Below are 21,073 nucleotides of genomic sequence, written 5' to 3'. Positions count from 1 at the left end.
CAACCCATTGACCCTAACCGCGATCAGACTTGATCGCCGGGACCCTGCGACCAAGTTTGGTCGCGGCTAACAAACTACCAACCTACAAACAAAGGAAACATACCATGGCCAAAATGATCGCCTTTGATCAAGAAGCCCGCGATGCCATGCGTCGCGGCGTCGGCAAACTGGCCCGCGCGGTCAAAATTACTCTCGGCCCTAAAGGTCGCAACGTCATCCTTCAAAAATCCTTCGGATCACCGACCGTCACCAAAGACGGTGTGACCGTTGCTAAGGAAGTGGAACTTGAGGATACCTACGAAAACATGGGTGCCCAAATGGTCAAGGAAGTCGCCAGCAAGACGAGTGATGTCGCCGGCGATGGCACTACCACCGCGACCGTTCTCGCCGAAGCCATTTTCAACGAAGGTCTCAAGGCTGTTGTGGCTGGTGTGAATCCCGTGCAGATGAAGCAGGGTATCGAGAAAGCGGTCGAAGATATCACCGCCGAACTCAAGAAGATGGCCGTCAAAATTAAGACTTCCGAAGAAATGGCCCAGGTCGGTACGGTTGCCTCCAATGGTGATCGCGAGATCGGCGACATGCTCGCCAAGGCCATGGAAAAGGTCGGCAAAGACGGCGTCATCACCGTCGACGAAGGCAAGAGCCTCGCCACCGAAGTCGAATGGGTCGAGGGCATGCAGTTCGACCGTGGCTATCTCTCCCCATACTTCGTGACCGATACTGCCAGCATGGAGTGTGTGCTGGAAGATTGTTACGTGCTCGTTCACGAAAAGAAAATCACCAACGTCAAGGACTTGGTTCCTTGTCTTGAAGCCGTCGTCAACAGTGGCAAGCCGTTGTTGATCGTCGCCGAAGACATCGAAGGGGAAGCCCTCGCGACCTTGGTCATCAACCGCTTGCGTGGCACGTTCAACGTGTGTGCAGTGAAAGCTCCTGGCTTCGGCGATCGTCGCAAGGCGATGCTCGAAGACATTGCTATCCTCACCGGTGGTCAGGCAATCTTCGAAGACCTGGGCATCAAGCTCGAAGGCATCGGCCTCAAGGAACTCGGTCGTGCCAAGAAGGTCATCGTCGGCAAGGACAACACCACGCTGATCGAAGGTGCTGGCAAGAGCGATGCGATCAAGGGCCGGATCGAGCAGATCCGCCGTGAGATCGACAATACTTCCAGTGACTACGACAAGGAAAAGCTCGAAGAGCGTCTGGCGAAACTCGCCGGCGGCGTGGCCAAGGTCAACGTCGGTGCCGCAACCGAGAGCGAAATGAAAGAGAAGAAAGCCCGCGTCGAAGACGCCCTGCACGCCACCCGCGCTGCAGTGGAAGAAGGCATTCTCCCCGGTGGTGGCGTTGCAATCCTTCGGGCCAGCACTTCGGTGAAGCCCGGTGATATTAGCCACGACCAAAAGGTTGGTTACAACATTGTCCTGCGTGCCTGCCGTGCTCCGCTAACTGCGATTGCAGCCAATGCCGGCCAAGATGGTGGGATCGTCTGCGAGAAGGTTTCCGAAGCCAAGGGGAATAATGGCTACAACGCCGCGACCGATGTTTACGAAGACATGGTCAAAGCCGGAGTCATCGACCCCACCAAGGTAACCCGGACCGCACTGCAAAACGCAGCCAGCGTCTCGACCTTGCTCCTAACCTCGGATGCCTTGATTGCCGAGGCTCCCAAGAAGGACAAGAAGGCCGCAGCCGGCCCCGGCATGGACGACATGTATTGAGAAAGTCGTTAGTAGCGAGCCGGGTCGTCCTCGACCCCGACTAGCTCAACTTCTCCTCAATACCTTTGACAACCCAAAAACCCCGGCGGGAGATTCGTTCTCCTGTCGGGGTTTTCTAATAATTGACCAAAGCCCAGCACATAACAACCGGCAACTCCCAAATGGCACGCATCTACCTCGCTATCGTCGGCATTCTCTACCTTCTGCTTTCTGCTTGGTGCTCACTACAGCCCGCTAAGACTGCTACATCAATCGGCTTTGACCTCCGCCCCGGTTCCGGCCAAAGCGAGTACTTCACGGTCTACGGCGGCTTACAACTTGCGCTAGGGATAGTGTTTCTATTACCGCTGGTGCGTCCAGACTTTGTGTCCGCTTCACTGCTAACGTGTCTGATTGTTCATGCCAGCCTTGCCATGATGCGCACGATCAGCTTGCTACTGTACGGCGGAATCACGAACCCCACTTGGTATTTTTTCGCCACGGAATGGATTCTGTTCCTGGCAACGCTTGGCATATGGTGGAAGTCCCGCTGAGCTGCAAGGCGCTTGCGGCTTAGCGGAGGGTATCGTCCTCTTCGCTGAACTTTTCCAGCTGCTTCTCCAGCTTCGCTACCCGCTTCTCTGTCCACCATTTCGAGAATCGCTTATTGAGCTGCATCGCCTGTTCATGCTCTGATACGATACGGCGTGCCAGGTCGGCTGCCAGGGCACTTGCTTCCATGGGTGCGAGCCACGATTGAAACAGAACTTGGGCAGTTGCGCGATCGTTGATCTCACCAAGCCGATCTTGCAGATTTGTAATGACCGGATACACATCGTTGCGCAACTCATTTGGGAATGCGTCGTGAAAGATCTCTATGGAATATCGCAGTCGTTTGCCCGTGATCCGCAGTTGATGCAACTCGGTGAGTGTCGGATTGGCAAGATCCGCAAGGGGCAAAAAAGCATTGCTTGCCACGCGCATTGCTACGCTCCCCATTTCACGACAATCGATCTCCCCACTGGAATCAGGAATCACCGCCAGGAAGCGCAGGCACTTTTCTACGCTCTCGACCAACTTGCCTCGCGAGGCCTTGGACGCCACTTGGACGAGCTTGTCCTGCACCTCATGCCGTTCGTATTCGAGACGCTCGCAGGCATAGGCTGTCACCGAGTCCTGAGGGTCCTCGGAGTAAAATCGCTCCAGCAGCACGTCAATGTCCCGGGCTGGTCCTGCTGCGTTGCGAATCTTCTTGAGCCACTTCCTCAGAGACTTGGGCTTAGCTGAGAAAAGCGGCTCAAATGCCCGTAAAGCTGCAGAAGCTCGGCGGCAACCGACCCGCAACTGGTGGACATGTTCGGTGTCTTCGCGATAGTGATGTGCCGCCAGCGGCAACAGCGACTCTACGACAGTCATCCGCTCAGTCAGCACTCTCCGCGCAAAATCTCGCGCCAGTTCTTCAGAGGACTCTATTTCCGCCCATTTGGTACCCATAGTACTAGCCTAATCTAGGGCAGTACGAGTAGCAAATTAGTCATTGTTCACTGGGTATTCGACATTTTCTTCCATCCCTCTGTTGGGGCTTGCCTAACTGCTGCTAGAATGCCTGTCTGCAATAGGCGGCATATTCACCAACGGCGAGTTGATTACCAATGATCTCTCAAAATGCCAAACGCAAAGAAAATGCCTCCACCTCTGAGGAGTTTGTCGGCCCCTACTCACTTGGCCGATGCCTAGGCAAAGGGGGATTTGGAGCTGTCTACGAGGGGACCCATCAGGATACGGGCCAACGGGTCGCGATCAAGCTCTTGCACGGCACCAAGCAGTTGGAGCCAGAGGTGCAGAATCGCTTTGTCCGCGAAATTGCCCTGCTCAAGAAACTCGACCATGAAAACATCGTGCATGTGTTCGATGCAGGTCTTCACGAGGACAGTATCTACTGTGCGATGGAACTGGTTGACTGTGGCACACTCAAAGACGTGTTGGTTGCCCGCGTCAGCATACCTTGGCGTGAGGCTGCCGAGGTTGGTTTGCAGGTCAGCCGGGCACTAAGCCATGCTCATCAAATTGGTTGTGTTCATCGCGATCTCAAGCCAGCAAATCTCTATCTCTCCGAAGATGGATTAGTAAAGCTTGGTGATTTGGGCTTGGCCCGGGATCTAAACAACTCGCGACTTACGACCTCGGGCCAAACCGTGGGGACCTGGCGCTACATGCCTCCCGAGCAAATCACAGCCGAAGAACACATTGATGGCCGCTTAGATATTTATGCCTTAGGCTGCATCATGTTTGAAATGGTTGCCGGTCGTGTCCCCTTTGATGGATCAACTTTTGTCGAAATCTTTGATCAGCATCTCGAAAGTGTACCCCCTCGGTTGGAAGTACTTGTACCGGGTTTTCCCAGCGAGTTTTCAGATCTAGTCGATGCAATGCTGGAAAAGAAACCGGAAGATCGACCTGAGAATGCTGCACTACTTGCCGACGCCCTGGAGCAATTGCTCGCGGGTAATGTAGATTCATCGTCACTCAAGGAGATAACTCAGCACAAACACGCCGACACCAGTCTGCTTGAGAACGTGAGTCCCAACCTTACCCAGCGCTTGCACAGTGGTCCCATCGCAGGCGCGAAAAAGCCGAATTGGCGAGTGCTGATAGGGTTCCTTGTTGTTGTCGCAATTATCATAGCCATTGTGCTGGCACTGAAATAAAGGGGCGTTTTACCAAGATTCCCCTCTGCACGACGAATTCCCTACCGAGAAGCAATTATCACATCGGCTTTCTTAAGTTCTGACCTGGGTTTTCATCGCTTTAGATCCTAGAATAGGGTCTTCTTTCAAGCAGTTTAAGTCAGTTACTACAAGCAGACAACTTTCCCGAGTTCCTTAGTTCAATGGCAAAGACACGCATACCCAATGCCGCGGGTTCCGACACTCCCGAAGATGCGATCGTAATCGATCTGAAAGAGCCCTGGATTGCTGGCATCCTGGCCTGGGCGATTCCCGGACTCGGCCACCTCTACCAGGGGCGCACCGGCAAAGGACTCCTGTTTTTCATTTGCATCCTCGGCACGTTCGCCTATGGTCTCTACCTTGGCGGCGGAAAAGTGGTTTACGCGGCGGTCCCCTGGGAGCAGCAATTCCGTTGGCAATACTTCTGCCAACTGGGCGTCGGTCTGCCGGCCACCCCGATGCTAATTCAACGCCATCGCATGCTCAATAACGAGCCTTTGCTATTTGGCAGCAATTTCATGGCACCCCCGAGAAACGGGCCAGTGGAATGGAAGGACGACTCGGGCCACATGACAACTCAGCCCAACGAACTCGCCAAGTGGACGGTCGAATACCATCCCCTTTTTGAGATTGGCACAGTCTACACCATGATCGCAGGCCTGCTGAATGTCCTCGTGATTTGCGATGCCGTGTCCGGACCATTGATTCTCAAGCCACAGAAGAAAGAAAACCCTGATCCCGAGTCGCCCAGCCCATGATCGAATCGTCAATACTTTCCATGACGCCCCTGTTAGCGGTGGTAAATCTTTGGTACGCGGTCCCTCTGATAGTGAGCGTCAGCTTAGTCTGCGCCGCCACTCGTCACGAAGAAATCTCACCCATCCTGAACCACGCCATTCGCTTTGGGCTCTGGGTCATCGTATTCATGGTGGGAGTGATGGCCCTGCTAACCTTCATGGGCTGGCTGGCCTAGAAATAAGCGCCGGAAGCCGTGCCGCACCGCGGCACACAGCCAACTTGTATTGAGGCAGCGAAGATTCTATGCTGCACTGATTAGATACGCGTCCGTAGCTCAATTGGATAGAGCACTGGTCTTCGGAACCAGGGGTTGCAGGTTCGAGTCCTGCCGGGCGTGCTTTGAAACAAGCGGTTTTACGCTCTTCGTTGATTCTCATTTCAATGTGGCACAGATTTAGGCACGGTATTCTGGACCGGAACGAAGTTCCTGCGATAATTAGTTGATGAGGTCCTGGTCGGCTGGCACTGACCATTTCCTTGTGAACCCTTCGGCTCGCTCGTGTGGTTTTATCACTCGTAGCTGGAGGGTTCTTTCATGGCTCGTCGTCCACAACCTTGGTATCGTAAATCCAGACGTGCTTGGTACGTCACTGTCGATGGTGTCCAGCATCATCTTGGCTCCGACAAGCCCGCGGCATATGAGTTGTACTATAAGCTCATGGGACAGCCGAAGAAGCTAAAGGTAGCTTCTCTCTCTCTAGCCGATATAGCCGACAAGTATCTTCGCTCTCTAGTTTATGGCAAGAGCCCTGAGGCCACATACCAGTGGTACAAGGGACGACTCCGCGACTTCATCTCTCGTCACCTCGAACTGCAAGCAGCGGATCTCAAGCCTTATCAGGTTCAGGAATGGGCCGATGAGAACCCCAACCACGCTAAAGCTACCAAGCGCAACAAGATCCGATCTGTGAAGAGATGCCTGTGTTGGACAGTAGAGCAGGGCTACCTGGACAGGAATCCAATTGCCTCGCTCTCTGCACCTAGTGCGGAACCAAAAGACCAAATCATTTCCCCCGAACAATTTGAACAATTGATTGATCTGGCGCCGGACCAGAATTTAGTGTCGCTGCTCAGAATTGTCTGGGAAACCGGCTGTCGGCCTCAAGAGTGCCTGATGGTGACTGCCGACCACGTTGATCTCGCTAACTCACGTTGGGTGTTTCGGCCACCCGAAGCCAAAGGTAATGCTATGCCGCGAATCGTGTATCTGACTGATACAGCCCGCACGATTACCGAAGAACAAATGGCACAATTCTCAGCTGGCCCATTATTTCGCAATAGTCAAGCGAAGCCATGGAACAAGGATTCAGTCGGGTGCGCCTGTGACAGGATACGCGTTCGGCTCGGAAAGGAGATGCTTGAAAAAGAAGGTTTTCAACCGAGTCGCCAGGAGATTGAAGATATGGCATCTTCCCTTGCCGACTATCGAATGTCTAAAGGAAAGCGAATTCAAAAAACAATCGCAGAATTGAATTGCGAAGCAAAGCGAAAGTTTATCCAGCGTCGGGCTCGACTCTTAGTCCCGAGCTTCTCACTATATACCCTCCGTCATACATGGGCGACCAATGCCTTAAAGCGTGGCGTCGATGCCCTCACAGTTGCAATCTTGATGGGGCACAAAGATCCATCGACGCTCGCAAGGGTTTATCAACACCTCTCCCACAATCCAGAACATCTGTTGCTCCAAGCTTGCCGCGCCTCAGGATGCAATATTCCCAGTAAACTCCACTAACCAATATTGGCCCTGTTGTTTAATTACAATAGCCCCAGTCAGCTGGCACTGACTGGGGCATTCTGCAAGCCTTTCGGCTCGCTCGTGTGGATGCTTTACAATCCCAGATACTCCAGCCTGCGCCTTTGCTTTATTCTCCGAGGTACGATCAACTTTTCTTCTCGACAGCCAGACAGATAGTCGAGTAAGTCTTTCTCCGAAATGCGTATTCGACCTCGTCCATTCCCGATTCGGTGACTAGCTAAACGGCCTTGTTCAATTAGTTGATAGACAAGTGATTCACTCATCTTGAGCTGCCTAGCTAGCCGTCCCTGATAAATTCTCTTTCGGCCGAGTCGTGGTAAATTCCGTCGACTTGCTCCTGTTAATTATGGGCTCAGCAGACGGCGTTGGAGGGCCGATTTGAAGTTCAGCAGCGATTCCAGCCGGTTCAAGAGCCGCAAAACGGGCGAAAAAACGATCCAGCGCAGCAGCTTACGCAGATTGTATCCTGCGGCGGCCAACAGCACGTTGATTTGGTCGCCTGCTGTGCCAGTCAGATGGTTGCGACTCAGCCGGTTATCACTCTTCAAGTGACCGATCGTCGGTTCGACCGCCGCGCGACGCTTGAGCATCCGCCGCACCGCGTGTGTTGCCTCCTTGGGAATTGTGTGCACGACATGCACCGTCGCTTCTCCTTTGTAACCGTGACCTCGATAACCCTGGTCGACCATCACATCCTGGGGTGTTTTAGCCGTGAGCCGTTCGATCTGCTCGATCGCCCCGGCCAACGTATGTCCATCATACGGATTGCCGTGCAGGGCCTGCGCGCCGACAATCCAATTGTTCTTGCTGGTAGTCGCAACACTCGCTTTGCAGCCGAACTCGTAACGCTTGTGCGCCTTACCCTTGGCGATGCACTCCACTTCCGGAGCGTGCACACTGTAGATTTTGTTCTTGCTGTTACGCTCTTGGGCAAGCAGACGCTGCGCCAGTGCCAACAACTCGCGCAACGGTTCGTCGGCAATCTTTCCCCGAAACTTACGGGCCTTCCGCTCGATATCTCGCACCACCCGACCCAGGAGCGTTTTCAGCTTGCGGTTCATCTTCGCCGCCCGCCTCATCTGCCTGGCATGAGCGTACCGATGCTGCCAAAACAGCGTCTTCTTCCCCACGAATTGGTAGCTTTGACGCAAAGGGATTCCGAGCGCTTTGGCGTGCCGCACCAAAGCAATCCGCATCTTGTGGTACAGCCGGGCATCGGTCGGAAAGGCAATTGCCTTCTCCTGGACAGTCGTGTCGACGTTCACTCGCTGGAGTTCTTGGGGCTTGAGCGCTTTCATCGCCAACGCAGTGTGGATCGTTGCTTCCAGAAGTGTTTCGAGACGCTCGGCTCCCACTCGCTTTCGCCACTTGCTCATCATGGACGAATCGATGGGCAGCTCGTGCTGCATGTACTGCAACCCACAGAAGTACTGCCAATATGGGTTTTCCACCCACCGGGCCACTACCGATTCGTCACTTTCGCTGAATGTGTACTTGAGGTACATCAGGCCGACCATCAGGCGGGTGTTCACCCCTGGCCGACCCAGTTCGTCGGCGTAGCAGGCATCGATGGCCAGGTCGAACTGCCGCCAGTCAATCCGGTCGGCAAGGAGGTAAAGGGGATGCTCCGGATTGAGAAGTTCGCTCAGGTGCGCGCCAAAGAGTTCACGCTGCGGAGTCGGCGTCTTGGGCTTCATTTTTTGCCAGCTTTCGGGGACCAACGGATCAAAACCTGGCAAATTTTAGCGCCAGCAAAACGCCGTTGCATCCCCACAATTCAAGGACTTCCAAGGTTTTTCAGGGACGACTATGTACTATCACTTCCGCCTGCTAGACGTAGCCCGGTAGCTCGTTAAGTAATTCAAGGCTACCATTGCCGACAATTTACTCTCGTTGCCCTTTGGAGACTTCTGATCGCTTCCTTAAGTCTCAGTGCTTCGCCTGAACGATTTTGGAAAGCACAAAATAGTACGGATGGAGTGGGGCCTGTCGACTTCTTAGTGGAATCCTCATTCCAAATAAATTATTGCATAGAGGCATCATTTTATCCGAGAGTGATAGAACTTGCTCCCACCTGGAGACTAATCTATAGTTGTCAACTTGAGGATATCTGGGTTACTGGCGAAAGCGAAACTAAGTTGGCGACAGTCTCAGCAGAAGTTTGATTCAATCAAAGGCTTCTGACGCACTTTGTCCGGCAGAATAGAGCTGTATTGTGTTTAGCAATAACCTCCAGTGATCCTATTCGTTTCAGAGTTGCCCGAAGTTAGTCGTCATTTGTGCTGTGGAGTCATTATCTGAGGAGGAAAGATGTGTACGTTCGTCGAAAGATAGAGTGGCAATTGTTCGCGAGCATACTGAACTTCTCCGAAGAAGGCCTTAAACCCTTTTTCGGGAATCGGTGCCTCATACGTATAGCCCTCACCTCCACGAGAAACTTCTGTGGCAGTCCACGATGCCTCGCGAAAATCCCTAGTCTTCGAGTTGGCACTCCAAACATGGCATTGGGTAGGGAGAGTGTCAGACTTGATAGAAAGGACCACTTTGTCGCCCCGCTTCTTAAAGGACCAGGACAATTCGGGCAGCTTGTCACCTTCTTTGGCTTGCTCGTGCAAAGCGGATACTCCCCCTAATACCCGTGGGAAGTCTATGATTCCATGGCCATTGTTAGGCACGTAAAGGATGTACTTTGGACCTAGGAGTTGGGACCAGTACAAGTTGAGTGAATCGAGTGTCCAATAGGGATCATTCGTGCCGAGAATAATCAGCTTAGGTTGTTGTAGCGAATCTCGGTATGCCAGCGGATCGACAATTCGCAGGAGCGCTTCACCAGCGACACTGTCCATTCGTGCTGGGATATTCCGGTCAGTGTAGTCGTGAATTTGTGTTGATAATTCTCCATAGGCTTCTTGCTGGTGTTCCATCTGGAGTTTCAGATTGAGCATATCGATTACTATCGGAGCGATAGCTGTCACACGTGGGTCGGTAGCTCCTGTCAGCCAAGTGGTCCAACCTCGCTTGGACCCTCCCGTAACCGTGAATGATTTGATAGAGAGGTCCCATTGGTCTCTACAGAATACTTGAACGGCATCCATTCCACGTACAGCACTCTTCACCATGGGTAAGAGCAAGGGCCACTCAGGATCGCCCGTATCAAGGTATTGTTCAAACGTATAAGAGATGATTTCATCTTCTACCATACCTTCAAAGATCGGTTGTTGAGGAACTTGAAGTAGCACCGCAATTGGAGACTCCAGCTGCTCTGCCAAAGTCGCAAACAGAATCGCTTCCTTGGGTAGCGACCCCTCGTAAGAAGGGTCAGAAAATTCCTCTTTCCACTTGCCACCCGCTACGATCAGAAGTGCTTGTTTAACTTCTGATACTTCGTTGGGCTTGATAATGAATAGTCGATGTTTCCACACAATCTCGTGCCAGGTTTGCGAGGTGAGAATTAATTCAACGTATTTCACTCCGGCAAATTCGCCTTCACGTACTTTGTGCCATTGATAGCTGGAATCCTCTTTGGCCAGATAATCTTGGAGGGGATTGGATGGTTTCTCAATGACTGACTGAGGAGGTGCTACGGTGGCAACTTCTGCTGCGGTCGTAAACTGTCCAGCTAATGAGACAACTAGAAACACCATCGTAGAGGTCAAGATATGTTGCATCGCATCATTTCATAGTAAAGTTGGTAAGATCACTCTAAAGTGGCCGCACAATAGAGCAAGACCTCTGGTACTCCAGAAAAGTCTCCACAGAAAGCACGCCTCCACCCATCCCACTGGCATTCACGCCGCCGTATGGAACCCCGTGAGGAAACAGGTTGTGGGCATTGATCCAGCTATTGCCAGCGATCATCTGCTGGGCCACTCGTTGGGCACGCGTCAAATCGGTAGTCCAGACACTATTGGCCAAGCCATAGACAGTTTCATTCGCCATGGCGATTGCTTGAGCTTCGTCGGTGAAGGGTGCTAGAAAGGCAACCGGGCCAAAAATCTCTTCCTGCGCTGCAACATTGTCTAGAGTTCCGGCCAAAAGGGCAGGATCGACGTAGAAGCCATTTTTCCCATCTACGGATGCCTCACCTCCCTTGAGGACAGCCTCGGCTCCTGTGGAAACAGCCTTCTGCAAGTAACCTAGGATGCGTTCTTTCTGTTTGGAACTCACCACGGGTCCCATTTGAGTTGCTTCATCGAGCTGGTAACCAATTTTTGTCTGCCGCAATCGATCCACGCAGCAATCCACGAACCGATCATAAATCGGCTTGTGCACAAGCCAACGCGTCGCATCACAGCAGACTTGGCCAGAATGGAAGGTTATTGCACCGACAAGTTTTTCGGCAGTGGCTTCGATATCCACGTCGTCAAACACGACTGCCGCACCTTTTCCACCTAGTTCCAATTTGGCGGGGACCAGGTTTTTTCCACAGACGGCGGCTACATTCCGTCCGACTTCCGTTGACCCTGTAAAGGCCAACCGCTTTAGGCCTGGGTGAGCTGCTAGAGCGGCTCCCGCACTGGCACCATTGCCCGTAACGACATTAAAGACCCCAGCGGGGATGCCCGCCTCTTGCGAGAGCTTGGCCAAATACAGCGCCGAAAGGGAAGTGTCTTCTGCAGGCTTTATCACGACCGTGTTGCCTGCCGCCAAGGCGGGGGCGATATTCCAGCCGATCAGTAGCAGTGGGAAGTTCCAGGGAATAATGAATCCACATGGCCCCCAGGGAGTACGAACCGTAGCAGCTTCATATCCGCTCACCGCCAGAGGGGTACGGTTCGGCACATGCAACGAAATTTCAATGAAATAGCGGAGTGTATCCACCAGATTCTGAACATCTGATTCCGCTTGAGAGAGGACCTTGCCTGCATCAAGCGACTCGATCTGAGCAAGAATTGATTTTTCGCGCTCGATCCGATCAGCGAATCGATGCAACAGGACCCCACGTTCTTGTGGTGACAAAGTGGCCCACCCAGAATGGTCAAAAGCCTCTTGGGCGGCTAAGACAGCCCTGTCAACGTCCAAAGTTCCCATAGCTGGCACTTCGGCAATTGCGTCTCCCGTGCCAGGATCACGAGTCACCAGGGTCGAGCCATCCTCCGCCTCCACCCACTTTCCACCGATGTAGGCTTTGGGAGCGGAGTCGGCGAGTGATTTGAGAACTTGAGTGGAGTCAATCGTATCAGACAGGGTCATGGGAATTACTTTTTGGGTTAAATTGTGAACCCGAGGGTTCTTGTAATGGACTACGTATTGATGTGGTTACTCATTTCCAAAGTCATACTAGAAAAGTTCGTTTACTCGGTACCAGGTTATGTGGCAGTGGTCAGTTTTCTCACAGTCGCCTTGTCTTGCTTGCCTCTCCAACATCCCGACTCATCACTTCTGAAATCTTCCCTAACTGCGTTTTCAACAGGCTGATGATTCCAGCCGGCATCGACTCGTCTCTTTATTGACTCCCAAGAGAAATCCGCCTCAGAGAAATCGCTAGCCGCAACGCTCGTCGCCCCGACCCCAACGGCCATCTGGAGTGCCTCAGTCGGACTGGCGTCTTGAACCACGGCAGCCAAGAATCCGGCAATCGTGCGATCTCCTGCTCCATTGGTGGAGACAACAGGTACCTCAAAACAGGGAGTGTACAGCTCGCGTCCCACCCAGGCTTCTAGGCTGTTTTTTCCGGGATAGAATCCCCGCGATATCCTATCCACAGCTGAGGAACTCTTCAGGTAGAGACCATGCGTGCCAAGTTTAAGTACGACAATACCCGCGCCAAGTGAAATCAGCTGATCGGCAGTCTTGGACAGAAGATCGCTGTCGAACACTTCTCCTGGCGTTTTATTGGTGTATTGTTTGGGGTCGAGCATGAATAGAATCTCATCCAAGCTTGGCATAAACAAATCAACATGTGGCAGCACCTGCTCCAGCCAAGGCTTCCAGTCGATCTTACCCGCTGGAGCTGTAGGATCAGGCATCGCCATGTCGAGCGAGGTCATAGCTCCCTTTTCTTTTACACTGCGAAGCAGTCCTGCCATCGCAGAGCCGCCGTCATTCCAAAAGCACTTCATGAGTGGCGGATAGCCAAAATGAAACAGTTTGCATTGGTTGAGTTGCTCTAGGGGGACATCGCCTGCAGAAAAAGTATCGTTGGCCCCCGGAAAATGCAGAAAGGAACGATCCACCCCAGGCGGGCTAATCACAATGGAATAACTGGAGTGCTCACCAGGTGCAACAATCATGCTCTCAGCGAGCGAAGCATCCGCTTTCTTCACAATGCCAAGGATCTGATCACCGAAAGGATCATCGCCAATCTTGCCCATCAAAGAAGTTCTAACTCCAAGCTGATGGAGCGTTAGCCCGGTGTTAGCAACACACCCCCCCGTGACACATGCCGCAGGGCCCATCACTTTTAGTTTGCCAGGCTCAATCTGGCTGCTTGCTACCGAGGTGTCTTGCAGAAAACTTGGAATAATGTCCAAGCAAACATGCCCAGCGACGACAACTTCAGGAGCATTGGTTTCAGACGCCTTCATGCGAGGATTCTTCCGCTAGGTTTTTTCTTGCTTGAGTAATCGGAGCACCGCTTGGTCGATTGCAAGTCCTCTTCCAAGCTACAAAAGGGTTCGATGTCTAGTTTGTGGAGCGCCCCGTGGTAGGACCGCACCGCTTCTGCCGGATCATTGAGTTGTCCATCTGCCAAATAGCGGAGGTGCTCAATAAACGAGAGTTGATGCTCGGAGTTGTTGATCATGCGGCCATAGAGGGCCACACGAGCACCAGATTTCTTTGCCTCCCACAGCTGATGAAACGCATCAAACGTCGTCCCCGCAGAGCCACCGAGGATTCCGACGACCAGAGAAGAATCGTACGCCACGAGTTCCTCCATCGGTGCCGGGCCAAAATAGGGGATTTTGAGAAACTTTGGCCGTGAACTAGGAGGGACTCCGGCCAGGGTGCGGACGATCGAATCATTGATAAACCGGGGGACATCTTCTACAGCCAAGTTCTCACAGGCATTTGGCGCAAACACCTCCAGAAAATGGCGAAATCCCTTTGCCTCCGCTTCAATACGAAACTCTCGATAGGCAGCTAAAGCCGCGCGGTCCAGCGTGGCGTCGTTATTAAAGGTGATCGAATAGAGTCCCAGGTCAGCTCCTATATGACGCTCGTCAGGCGTGCAATTCTCGTGGCCACACATTGCCTGATCGATCGTTGCTGAGCGAAATGGGAGTGAGGGTTGCGATCCGTATGCTCCCACTCCCCCTGCCAGCCAGATATCGGTCGTGTCGTTGGCACGGATGGCTGGTGTAACACTACTTCCCTCAAAGAGACGTTTATTGATCGTCAGACGAGCGTTCGTATTGACGCTCATCAGCATGACATCGACGAGTCCTTGTTCAACAATCTCGCAGATTGTTTCGTGGAACTCCGCAAGCGAACGATACTCCGTCTGTCCATTCTGTGGATTACGACGGCCCGGCGCGGCGATTCCAAAGGCCATATCCGCATCCTTGGCATCCGCCAGGATAAAATCCTGGCAGGCAGGTTCTCCGAGGATACGAGAAAGTTTCTCATCAAGTGTTTTTTTCATAGTAGAGCGATTTGGATAGACATGAAGCGTGAAAGAGGTATAGACATAGCTATGGGTAAAGTCTTTAGCATTTGGAAAGTTTTTGAGAATGGCTTGGCTTAGGAGTGTTAAAAGTCGGCTGCTGGCGGTTTCCCAACAAGTCCGCTATCTCAGTAAAAACCTCATCGACAGAACCTATGCTAGAGACTTCCAGGATCTTGCCTTGCTCTCGATAGTACTCCAGTAGTGGAGCAGTTAATCTGTCAAATTGTCTCATGCGCTCTTGAGCGATCTCTACTGTGTCGTCCGAGCGGAGTTCACACTGGCTTCGGTGATAGATTCGTTTCACCACCTCTTCAAAGTCAATGGAAAAAGAGAGGCAGCAATCCAGCTCAGTATGCTTGTGCTTTAGGATGAGGTCTAACATCTCCGCTTGAGGGAGTGTTCTGGGAAATCCATCCAAGACGAACCCCTCGCGACAGTCTTCTTGACTCAGCCGTTGATTGACGATCTCCACGATCGTTTCATCTGGCACCAGTCGTCCAGATTCTAGGCAAGACTTCAGGTGAGCTCCTGGAGGCTCACTTGTCTTGACGAATTCACGCAACATGTTGCCGGTTGAGATATGGGGGATCTGGAGTAGTTCACTGATGCGGACCGCTTGTGTTCCCTTGCCCGCTCCTGGGGGGCCAATGAGTACGATCTTTTTCTTTCTAAGGTTCTGAAAGTGTGGCTGCATGAGGTTCTCGATTGCACCTTTTTCCTAAAGTCAAGTTTTGTAAACAGCTCAATCCTAAATCACGACTCGGCAGCGGCTATGGAGACTCTCTGTCTGCTTTTGACAAAGGTGAATTGCATCCCGAGCCAGATGTCCATCAGCTACAGGGTCCAACACGCTGCCCTGTACACTATGCACAACGTTGTGGATCTCTTCTGCAAAGGCATCCATCGGATCTCCGCCTGGCAGTTGGACACGCTCGACTTTAGAATCGTCTCGAAAGATCGTCGGCGGACAAAGAGTAACTCCTTCTCCGTCGATCACAGCGAACTCGAATACCAAAGTGGCATGTTCCAGCTGTATTTCAAAAGCTTGATTGAATGCTCGTCCCTGTTGGTCGATAGTCCCACTCATTGCGTGCACAACCGGTCCCTGAGGACCATAGTCGAAGTTGGTATGCCAATGTGCTGCCAAACCGTTTCTCGTACGCCCCCAAGTGGTAACAGCCTCAGGCATTCCAAACAGTAAGCGGATGTAGTGGGCGTCATGCACGTGCAAGTCGAGCATGGGGCCACCAACCGCCTCGGCCGACCAGTAATTCGCCAGCCAACTAGGATCGGCAATAACTCGCTTAAAAGATCCACCCAGCACGCGACCGTGCTTCCCGCTTGTTACTTCGTGCAGGGCCCAAGCGTATTCTGGGAAGTAGGGCAATACATGTCCGATTAAGAGCTGCTTGTCGGCTTTCTTTGCAGCGACGAGCATTCGGTCGCAGTCCTCCACGGTCATCGCCATCGGTTTTTCGCAGAAGACATGCTTGCCACTTTCGAGGGCTGCGATTGCTACACCCGCATGTGCGGCGGGAGGAAGCGTGATATCAACCAGATCGATGTTGGGGTCGCCGAGTAGTTCGTCCGAGGACTCATACGTGGCGATCCCCGTCAGATCCATCTGCTCGCCAGCGGGGCCAAAGTTTCCCTGGATGTCGGTCCAATCGCCTGCTAAGCGTTTGGAGTTGGCATCACATAGGGCAACCACTTTAGCGCCAGGGACTTTTTGATAGCTCAGATAGTGCACCATTCCCATGAAGCCAACGCGCGTCATGATGCCACTCCGCTCTGCTTGGTGGCAACCTTCGAACGTTTGAGTCGTTCGAGCAATTCTACTGCCTGACCAATCTCGGCTTTCTGCCGGGCTGGGTCTTGCGGGATTTCACGCTCGATGGTCAGTGGCCCTGTGTAGCCAACCGCGTCGAGTGTCTTGAGATACTCGTCGAAATCGACAGCTCCTTTTCCTAAAGGCATTTCTTGCCCCCACGTTTCGCCGGGACGAGGCGACCAATGGGCATCTTTGCAGTGCACGCTGCGAACATACTTGCCAACCTGTTTTAGTGCCGGAATCGGTTCTCCGCAGCCGTACAGAATCATATTGGCCGGGTCAAAATTTACCCACAGGTTCGGACGATCAACTGCCTTGAGAAATTCCAGGAGTATGTCCGCCGGTTCTTGACCCGTTTCCAAGTGAATATGGATGCCCTTTTCGGCAGCGTAGTCGCAAACCTCACAGGTGGTTTCCAGAAGGGCAGCGAACTCAGCGTCCTCCGTGTCGTGGGGTACGAAACCGATGTGCAGTCCTGTTGCATCTACGCCAAGAGCCTGAGTAAAGTCGATGATCTCTTTCAACTCTACCAATCTCGCTTGACGAGTCGCAGCTGGGACCAGCCCGATCGTCTCCTGGACTGTCGGGATGTCGGCATAACTCTCCCCTTCAAAACCGGCGAAGACTACAGTAACTGTCAAACCTAGCTTCTGCAATCGATTCTGAAAGGATTTGATGGCTGCCGGAGTCCGTGAACGTAGGCTAGGCACATGCAGATGGATGGTGGTTACCCCTAATTCGTGGGCGACATCGAGATTGACTCCCAGTCCTTCGTCGATACTCGCGAAGACGCCAATAGGCCATTTGTCCAAGATGGATTCTCCTATAGATAGAGTGAATTATTGAAAGGTACGATGATGCTTAATGCATTTCTGTCTCGACGGTTCCGATGCCACCACGATAGTAGCTAAATCGGACATGGGGATGGTCGGCTAGCAACGACATGGGGACCGAACTGTCAGGGATCTGTTTACTGATCATCAGCGCCGTGAGGCGCATCCCAAAGGGATTGTCGTGATGGCCTGGATGCCAAATCGAGACCGTTTCGGCCTTCCATGTTTCAGTCGGACCTACAGTGGCTGCACATGTTGGCACCTGAGGGACATAGCCCCCTCCCGAGGTTCTGGCGTTTTGAATGACGGTCATCGGATGCAGATCAGTAATACGAGTTCCCAGCTTGCGATATTCTTCTGGTGGAGGTGGCTGATCCTGATACGGTCCTTCACGCTTTGGAGGGTCATTGAAAGCCCAATGCTTTACCTCTCCTTGACCTCCTTGCATTAACACACAGCGGACTTCGTAATAGCTCTTGGAATAGGCTTCCAAGTCCGTGGGGAAGTGGATATTTTCCTTCGGCATCAGTAATTCTGGACGAATCCGATTGAAGCACAACTCCATATCTGCCTTGGCAAAAGAGAGGGGGTGATCGGTGGAAACGGGTTTGCCGTTCTCGATCCACTCATCCATGCCCCAAAAGTGGGCATCGTGTAGTTTGAGATCGAGTGCATTGACAATCTTGGCTACTAAGGGGAGTTGCTCGGTGGGACCTATCGGACCGCAGATTCCTGCGGGAATGTCGGGAGTTGCTTGCTGCCAAGCCTGGATGTATTCCAGGGCCTCGGCACAGAAGAATTCTTCCAGCGTATCGTAGATTACGACCTCGAATCCTTCACGGGAGAGTCCTACCAAGTCGTCGGCAGTGAGCCGGGCTGCCTCTTCGAGTATCGCAAGATCTAGAGTTGTGTAGTCCCACCACTCGGGGGCCACCTTACTAATAGCACGGGGCATCTATTCGCCTCCTAAAAGTTCTTGAAGAATGTCGGATTGAGGATAGGGATGGCCCCGGTGTTGGACAAAGGCCTCTGCGTATTGGCTTCCGAGTTCTTGACCTCGCATGGCGCTGTGGCGCTTCATGCTCTCGATATACTCATCCATGCCGTGGTGGGCTCGGAGCCATTCTCGCTGAGAGGAATGACAGGCAAGCATCTCTGACTTGCGATCCATCACTTCCGAGATATCAACCCGCACTGTGGGATTCACAACCTCTCCCGAATAAGGATCAGATCCTTCGATGGGATCACAGTAGTAGAGCCAGGGGATCGTAGAACCTTCAACTAATGGCAGTTGTGAGGCGTTTGGGATTGAGTAAGCGAAAGCTGCACTCCGCGCCAATTGATGCACTTGCTCGTGGTCGAGCATGTAGTCGAGGCGAGGATGGGTGAAGACTAACGAAGGAGCAATCTGGCGAAACAAATCGATTGCTTTGCGATTTGTGGCCTTATCGAAGACTACGTTTACGTCGCGTTCTTCCAGACAATGGTAGGTGGCACCTAGCACTTGCGCGGCAGCAGTTCCTTCGGCACGGCGTATTTTGGCAATCTCATCTGGTGGCAAGGCATTTGAACCGCAATCACCGGGAGTAGCAGTTGCAATATGGAGTTCCCAGCCCAAATCTGCTAGGCGAAGAAGTGTCCCTGCGCATAGAATTTCTGCATCGTCTGGGTGGGCCAAAAAGGCAAGAGCTACTTTTCTTTGGGGAATTATTAATGTCATGGATTTAGTTGCAGTCTTTGACGATCAACCTTCGAGGGATGTTTGAGTGCTACTCAAGCTAGAACAATCGGTCGTCACTCATATTTGTGGGTGACGATGAAGTCACAAACAGATTCTTAAACTTGAGCTTCAATTCCTGTAGAGCGGAGATGAATCGTTTTTCGTTCTAGGTCATGGTGAGTTTCAACAAATCGCACAGTACCACTTCGAGCCCGCATAAGGACCGAGCGGGTAAGGGCAATCGTACCCTTGACCTCTACCCCCTGGAGCAATGGGCCTGTACTAATCCCAGTAGCTGCGAACACCAAATTATTGCCCCGTGCTAAATCTCTCGACATGTACTCTCTGCCCAGCCGATCGCCCCATCCCTGCTCAATTAAGGAGAGTCTCTCTGCTTCGTCTCGCGGCCAGATCTTTGCACGCATACCGCCTCCCAAACATCTCAGCCCAGCAGCAGCTAGAACGGCCTCGGGAGTTCCACCAATCCCTGCATAGAGATCGATATTTGAAGTGTGCATTGCTGGAGCCAAGGCGGCAGCAATATCGCCGTCGGTGATCATTCGCATGGCCGCACCTTTGCTGCGGACTGCCTCAATCAGAGTTTCATTTCTCGGACGGTCGAGCACACACACAACGACATCACGCACCTCTTTGCCAAGTATTCTTGCCGTTGTCTCAATCACGTCTCCTATAGGTGCATCGATGTGGATAGGAAGTTTCGGATCTTTTAACCATGCACGTCGTACTTCTAGTGGATAGGCTAGTTTCTCCATGTAGAAGGCAGGAATATCTTGCAAGCAAGGTATGTCTTCCGCCTGTGGAGCAGCAGCAACAATGCAGCTCAAAGAATTGGGTAAGCCCTTGCTCACATTCGTGGTACCGTCAACTGGGTCGAGGGCAATCTCAAAACTAGGGGAGTTGGCTTCCCAAGTGCCTACTTTTTCACCTTGGAAAAGTCCTGGTGCTTTGTCCTTAATCCCTTCGCCTATTACGACTTCTCCACGCATATCCATCAGGTCGAACATACCGCGAATTGCATCGCAGGCGGCTTCATCAGCTTTCTCCTTTTGGCCCTTTCCAAGCCACTGGAGAGTATTCAACGCTGCGATTTCAGTGGCTCTTAGAAAATCGAATTCTATTTGCCGTTCGAAATCTTTTTGGAAGAATGATGTGGGACTCATAGGAGGTTTCGGCATGTATTTCCCAAAGTGACTGGAATGGCTACGCATTTTATAAGAGTGCCAAAGCATCTACTATTGAAGCTTCCTCGTGCAGCATGGCCATAAGAGCCTTAGTAATGCCAGCAGGATTTTCATGCTGGATTACATTGCGTCCGTAGACAATGCCTGAAGCTCCCTGTTCAAGCAAGTGTTTTGTTCTTTCCAAGATTTCACGATCTGAGACTTTTCCTCCCCCTCGAACGAGTACTGGCACATCACCGGCCACTTCCACGACTCGATGGTAGACAGAGACGTCGTCGGTGGGATCTGCCTTTATTATATCTGCTCCCAACTCGACGGCCTGCCGTACCAGGTGTTTTATCTTTACTTCGTCTCCGTCCACCATATAGCCACCTGCCTCTGAGTTGGGACGGAAAACCAAAGGCTCAATCATCATGGGCATCGCCAAATGATCACACTCCCTCTTCAGCTCCATAATATTTGCAACACACTGTTGGTTTACATCGGGCGCGCCAGGGATTTGAAAGAGGTTGACACAAACACAAACTGCGTCGAGCTGAACTGCCTGAAGGGCAGCGTTTGCGATGATAGTGCTGTAGCGGGAATCTGGAAGTTCACGGCCGTAAATGTTGGCCGTGTCAGTTCGAAGCACCAAGGAAGGTTTCTGGCGCCCGGCTATAGACTGAAGATGGCGGGCATGCCCAACCGTCAGTTGAATTGCATCGGGGCCAGCCTCAACGAGTGTGTTAACTACGTTGCGGATATCCTCAATTCCTTGAAGAAATCCAGGTTGATTGAAGAACCCATGGTCGACAGCTACGTCCAGGCAGCGGCCAGACCGGGGGTGAAAAAGTCGATTTAGTCGGAAAGATCTTGACAATGGAATACTCTTCAAGGTGAGGGATGTTGAGAG

At 52.4% G+C, this 21,073-nt stretch carries 20 protein-coding genes and 1 tRNA gene; 7 read left to right on the top strand and 14 right to left on the bottom strand.

Going from position 1 to position 21,073, the window contains the following annotated elements:
- The first annotated feature begins 104 nt into the window (after nt 1-104).
- Nucleotides 105-1,724 (top strand): chaperonin GroEL, encoded by a 1,620-nt coding sequence (groL, locus tag Pr1d_RS03505; protein ID WP_148072229.1) that lies wholly within the window; start codon nt 105-107, stop codon nt 1,722-1,724.
- A gap of 161 nt (nt 1,725-1,885) precedes the next feature.
- On the top strand, nt 1,886-2,257 hold the full coding sequence (locus Pr1d_RS03500; protein WP_148072228.1) for a DUF4345 family protein: 372 nt from the start codon (nt 1,886-1,888) through the stop codon (nt 2,255-2,257).
- A 19-nt stretch (nt 2,258-2,276) separates the two neighbouring features.
- Here the strand turns inward: Pr1d_RS03500 and Pr1d_RS03495 are convergent, their stop codons facing one another.
- Complete coding sequence (locus Pr1d_RS03495) at nt 2,277-3,197, bottom strand: CHAD domain-containing protein (RefSeq protein WP_148072227.1); 921 nt, start codon at nt 3,195-3,197, stop codon at nt 2,277-2,279.
- Nucleotides 3,198-3,355: 158 nt separating this feature from the next.
- Here Pr1d_RS03495 and Pr1d_RS03490 point away from each other — a divergent pair, with 158 nt between their 5' ends.
- The 5 genes from Pr1d_RS03490 (at nt 3,356) to Pr1d_RS03470 (ending at nt 6,962) form a co-directional block, all read left to right on the top strand.
- Nucleotides 3,356-4,411 carry a serine/threonine protein kinase gene (locus tag Pr1d_RS03490; RefSeq protein WP_148072226.1) on the top strand — a complete coding sequence of 352 codons (1,056 nt, stop codon included), beginning with the start codon at nt 3,356-3,358 and terminating at the stop codon, nt 4,409-4,411.
- Between the two features lie 182 nt (nt 4,412-4,593).
- Entirely contained in the window at nt 4,594-5,190 is a 597-nt protein-coding gene (locus Pr1d_RS03485; RefSeq protein WP_148072225.1) for a DUF6677 family protein, read from the top strand.
- Nucleotides 5,187-5,405: a hypothetical protein gene (locus tag Pr1d_RS03480; RefSeq protein WP_238476627.1), complete on the top strand. Its 219-nt coding sequence runs from the start codon at nt 5,187-5,189 to the stop codon at nt 5,403-5,405. The genes Pr1d_RS03485 and Pr1d_RS03480 overlap by 4 nt, the downstream gene beginning before the upstream one ends.
- A gap of 88 nt (nt 5,406-5,493) precedes the next feature.
- A tRNA-Arg gene (locus Pr1d_RS03475) sits at nt 5,494-5,567 on the top strand.
- 198 nt (nt 5,568-5,765) lie between these two features.
- Nucleotides 5,766-6,962 (top strand): tyrosine-type recombinase/integrase, encoded by a 1,197-nt coding sequence (locus Pr1d_RS03470; RefSeq protein WP_148072224.1) that lies wholly within the window; start codon nt 5,766-5,768, stop codon nt 6,960-6,962.
- 95 nt (nt 6,963-7,057) lie between these two features.
- On the opposite strand, the gene Pr1d_RS03465 is transcribed toward Pr1d_RS03470, so the two are convergent.
- The 13 genes from Pr1d_RS03465 to Pr1d_RS03405 all read right to left on the bottom strand — a co-directional run bounded on the left by Pr1d_RS03465 (nt 7,058) and on the right by Pr1d_RS03405 (nt 21,040).
- A complete protein-coding gene (locus tag Pr1d_RS03465; protein ID WP_261343820.1) occupies nt 7,058-7,282 on the bottom strand; it encodes a helix-turn-helix domain-containing protein in 225 nt (74 codons plus the stop codon).
- A gap of 48 nt (nt 7,283-7,330) precedes the next feature.
- Nucleotides 7,331-8,683 carry an IS5 family transposase gene (locus Pr1d_RS03460; protein ID WP_210417874.1) on the bottom strand — a complete coding sequence of 451 codons (1,353 nt, stop codon included), beginning with the start codon at nt 8,681-8,683 and terminating at the stop codon, nt 7,331-7,333.
- A gap of 576 nt (nt 8,684-9,259) precedes the next feature.
- Nucleotides 9,260-10,654, bottom strand: a complete 1,395-nt coding sequence (locus tag Pr1d_RS03455) for a PhoPQ-activated pathogenicity-related family protein (RefSeq protein ID WP_148072222.1) — start codon at nt 10,652-10,654, stop codon at nt 9,260-9,262.
- Between the two features lie 34 nt (nt 10,655-10,688).
- Nucleotides 10,689-12,179 carry an aldehyde dehydrogenase family protein gene (locus Pr1d_RS03450; RefSeq protein ID WP_148072221.1) on the bottom strand — a complete coding sequence of 497 codons (1,491 nt, stop codon included), beginning with the start codon at nt 12,177-12,179 and terminating at the stop codon, nt 10,689-10,691.
- Nucleotides 12,180-12,295: 116 nt separating this feature from the next.
- A complete protein-coding gene (locus Pr1d_RS03445; RefSeq protein ID WP_148072220.1) occupies nt 12,296-13,513 on the bottom strand; it encodes a carbohydrate kinase family protein in 1,218 nt (405 codons plus the stop codon).
- Nucleotides 13,510-14,571 carry a hypothetical protein gene (locus Pr1d_RS03440; protein ID WP_210417873.1) on the bottom strand — a complete coding sequence of 354 codons (1,062 nt, stop codon included), beginning with the start codon at nt 14,569-14,571 and terminating at the stop codon, nt 13,510-13,512. Before Pr1d_RS03440 ends, Pr1d_RS03445 begins: the two co-directional genes overlap by 4 nt.
- 64 nt (nt 14,572-14,635) lie before the next feature.
- Nucleotides 14,636-15,289, bottom strand: coding sequence for an adenylate kinase (locus tag Pr1d_RS03435; RefSeq protein ID WP_148072219.1), 654 nt, complete (start codon nt 15,287-15,289; stop codon nt 14,636-14,638).
- Between the two features lie 54 nt (nt 15,290-15,343).
- Entirely contained in the window at nt 15,344-16,372 is a 1,029-nt protein-coding gene (locus Pr1d_RS03430; protein ID WP_148072218.1) for a Gfo/Idh/MocA family protein, read from the bottom strand.
- Nucleotides 16,369-17,238 (bottom strand): sugar phosphate isomerase/epimerase family protein, encoded by an 870-nt coding sequence (locus Pr1d_RS03425; RefSeq protein ID WP_148072217.1) that lies wholly within the window; start codon nt 17,236-17,238, stop codon nt 16,369-16,371. Before Pr1d_RS03425 ends, Pr1d_RS03430 begins: the two co-directional genes overlap by 4 nt.
- A gap of 49 nt (nt 17,239-17,287) precedes the next feature.
- Nucleotides 17,288-18,214: a sugar phosphate isomerase family gene (locus tag Pr1d_RS03420; protein WP_148072216.1), complete on the bottom strand. Its 927-nt coding sequence runs from the start codon at nt 18,212-18,214 to the stop codon at nt 17,288-17,290.
- On the bottom strand, nt 18,215-18,979 hold the full coding sequence (locus Pr1d_RS03415; protein WP_148072215.1) for a PIG-L deacetylase family protein: 765 nt from the start codon (nt 18,977-18,979) through the stop codon (nt 18,215-18,217).
- 116 nt (nt 18,980-19,095) lie between these two features.
- Complete coding sequence (glpX, locus tag Pr1d_RS03410; protein ID WP_168205033.1) at nt 19,096-20,160, bottom strand: class II fructose-bisphosphatase; 1,065 nt, start codon at nt 20,158-20,160, stop codon at nt 19,096-19,098.
- Between the two features lie 49 nt (nt 20,161-20,209).
- Nucleotides 20,210-21,040: a class I fructose-bisphosphate aldolase gene (locus Pr1d_RS03405; protein ID WP_148072213.1), complete on the bottom strand. Its 831-nt coding sequence runs from the start codon at nt 21,038-21,040 to the stop codon at nt 20,210-20,212.
- Nucleotides 21,041-21,073 lie beyond the last annotated feature (33 nt).

Origin of the sequence: Bythopirellula goksoeyrii, assembly GCF_008065115.1 — a bacterium.
In the GTDB taxonomy this organism is placed as follows: Bacteria; Planctomycetota; Planctomycetia; order Pirellulales; family Lacipirellulaceae; genus Bythopirellula; species Bythopirellula goksoeyrii.
This window is presented reverse-complemented; position numbering and strand designations above follow the sequence as displayed.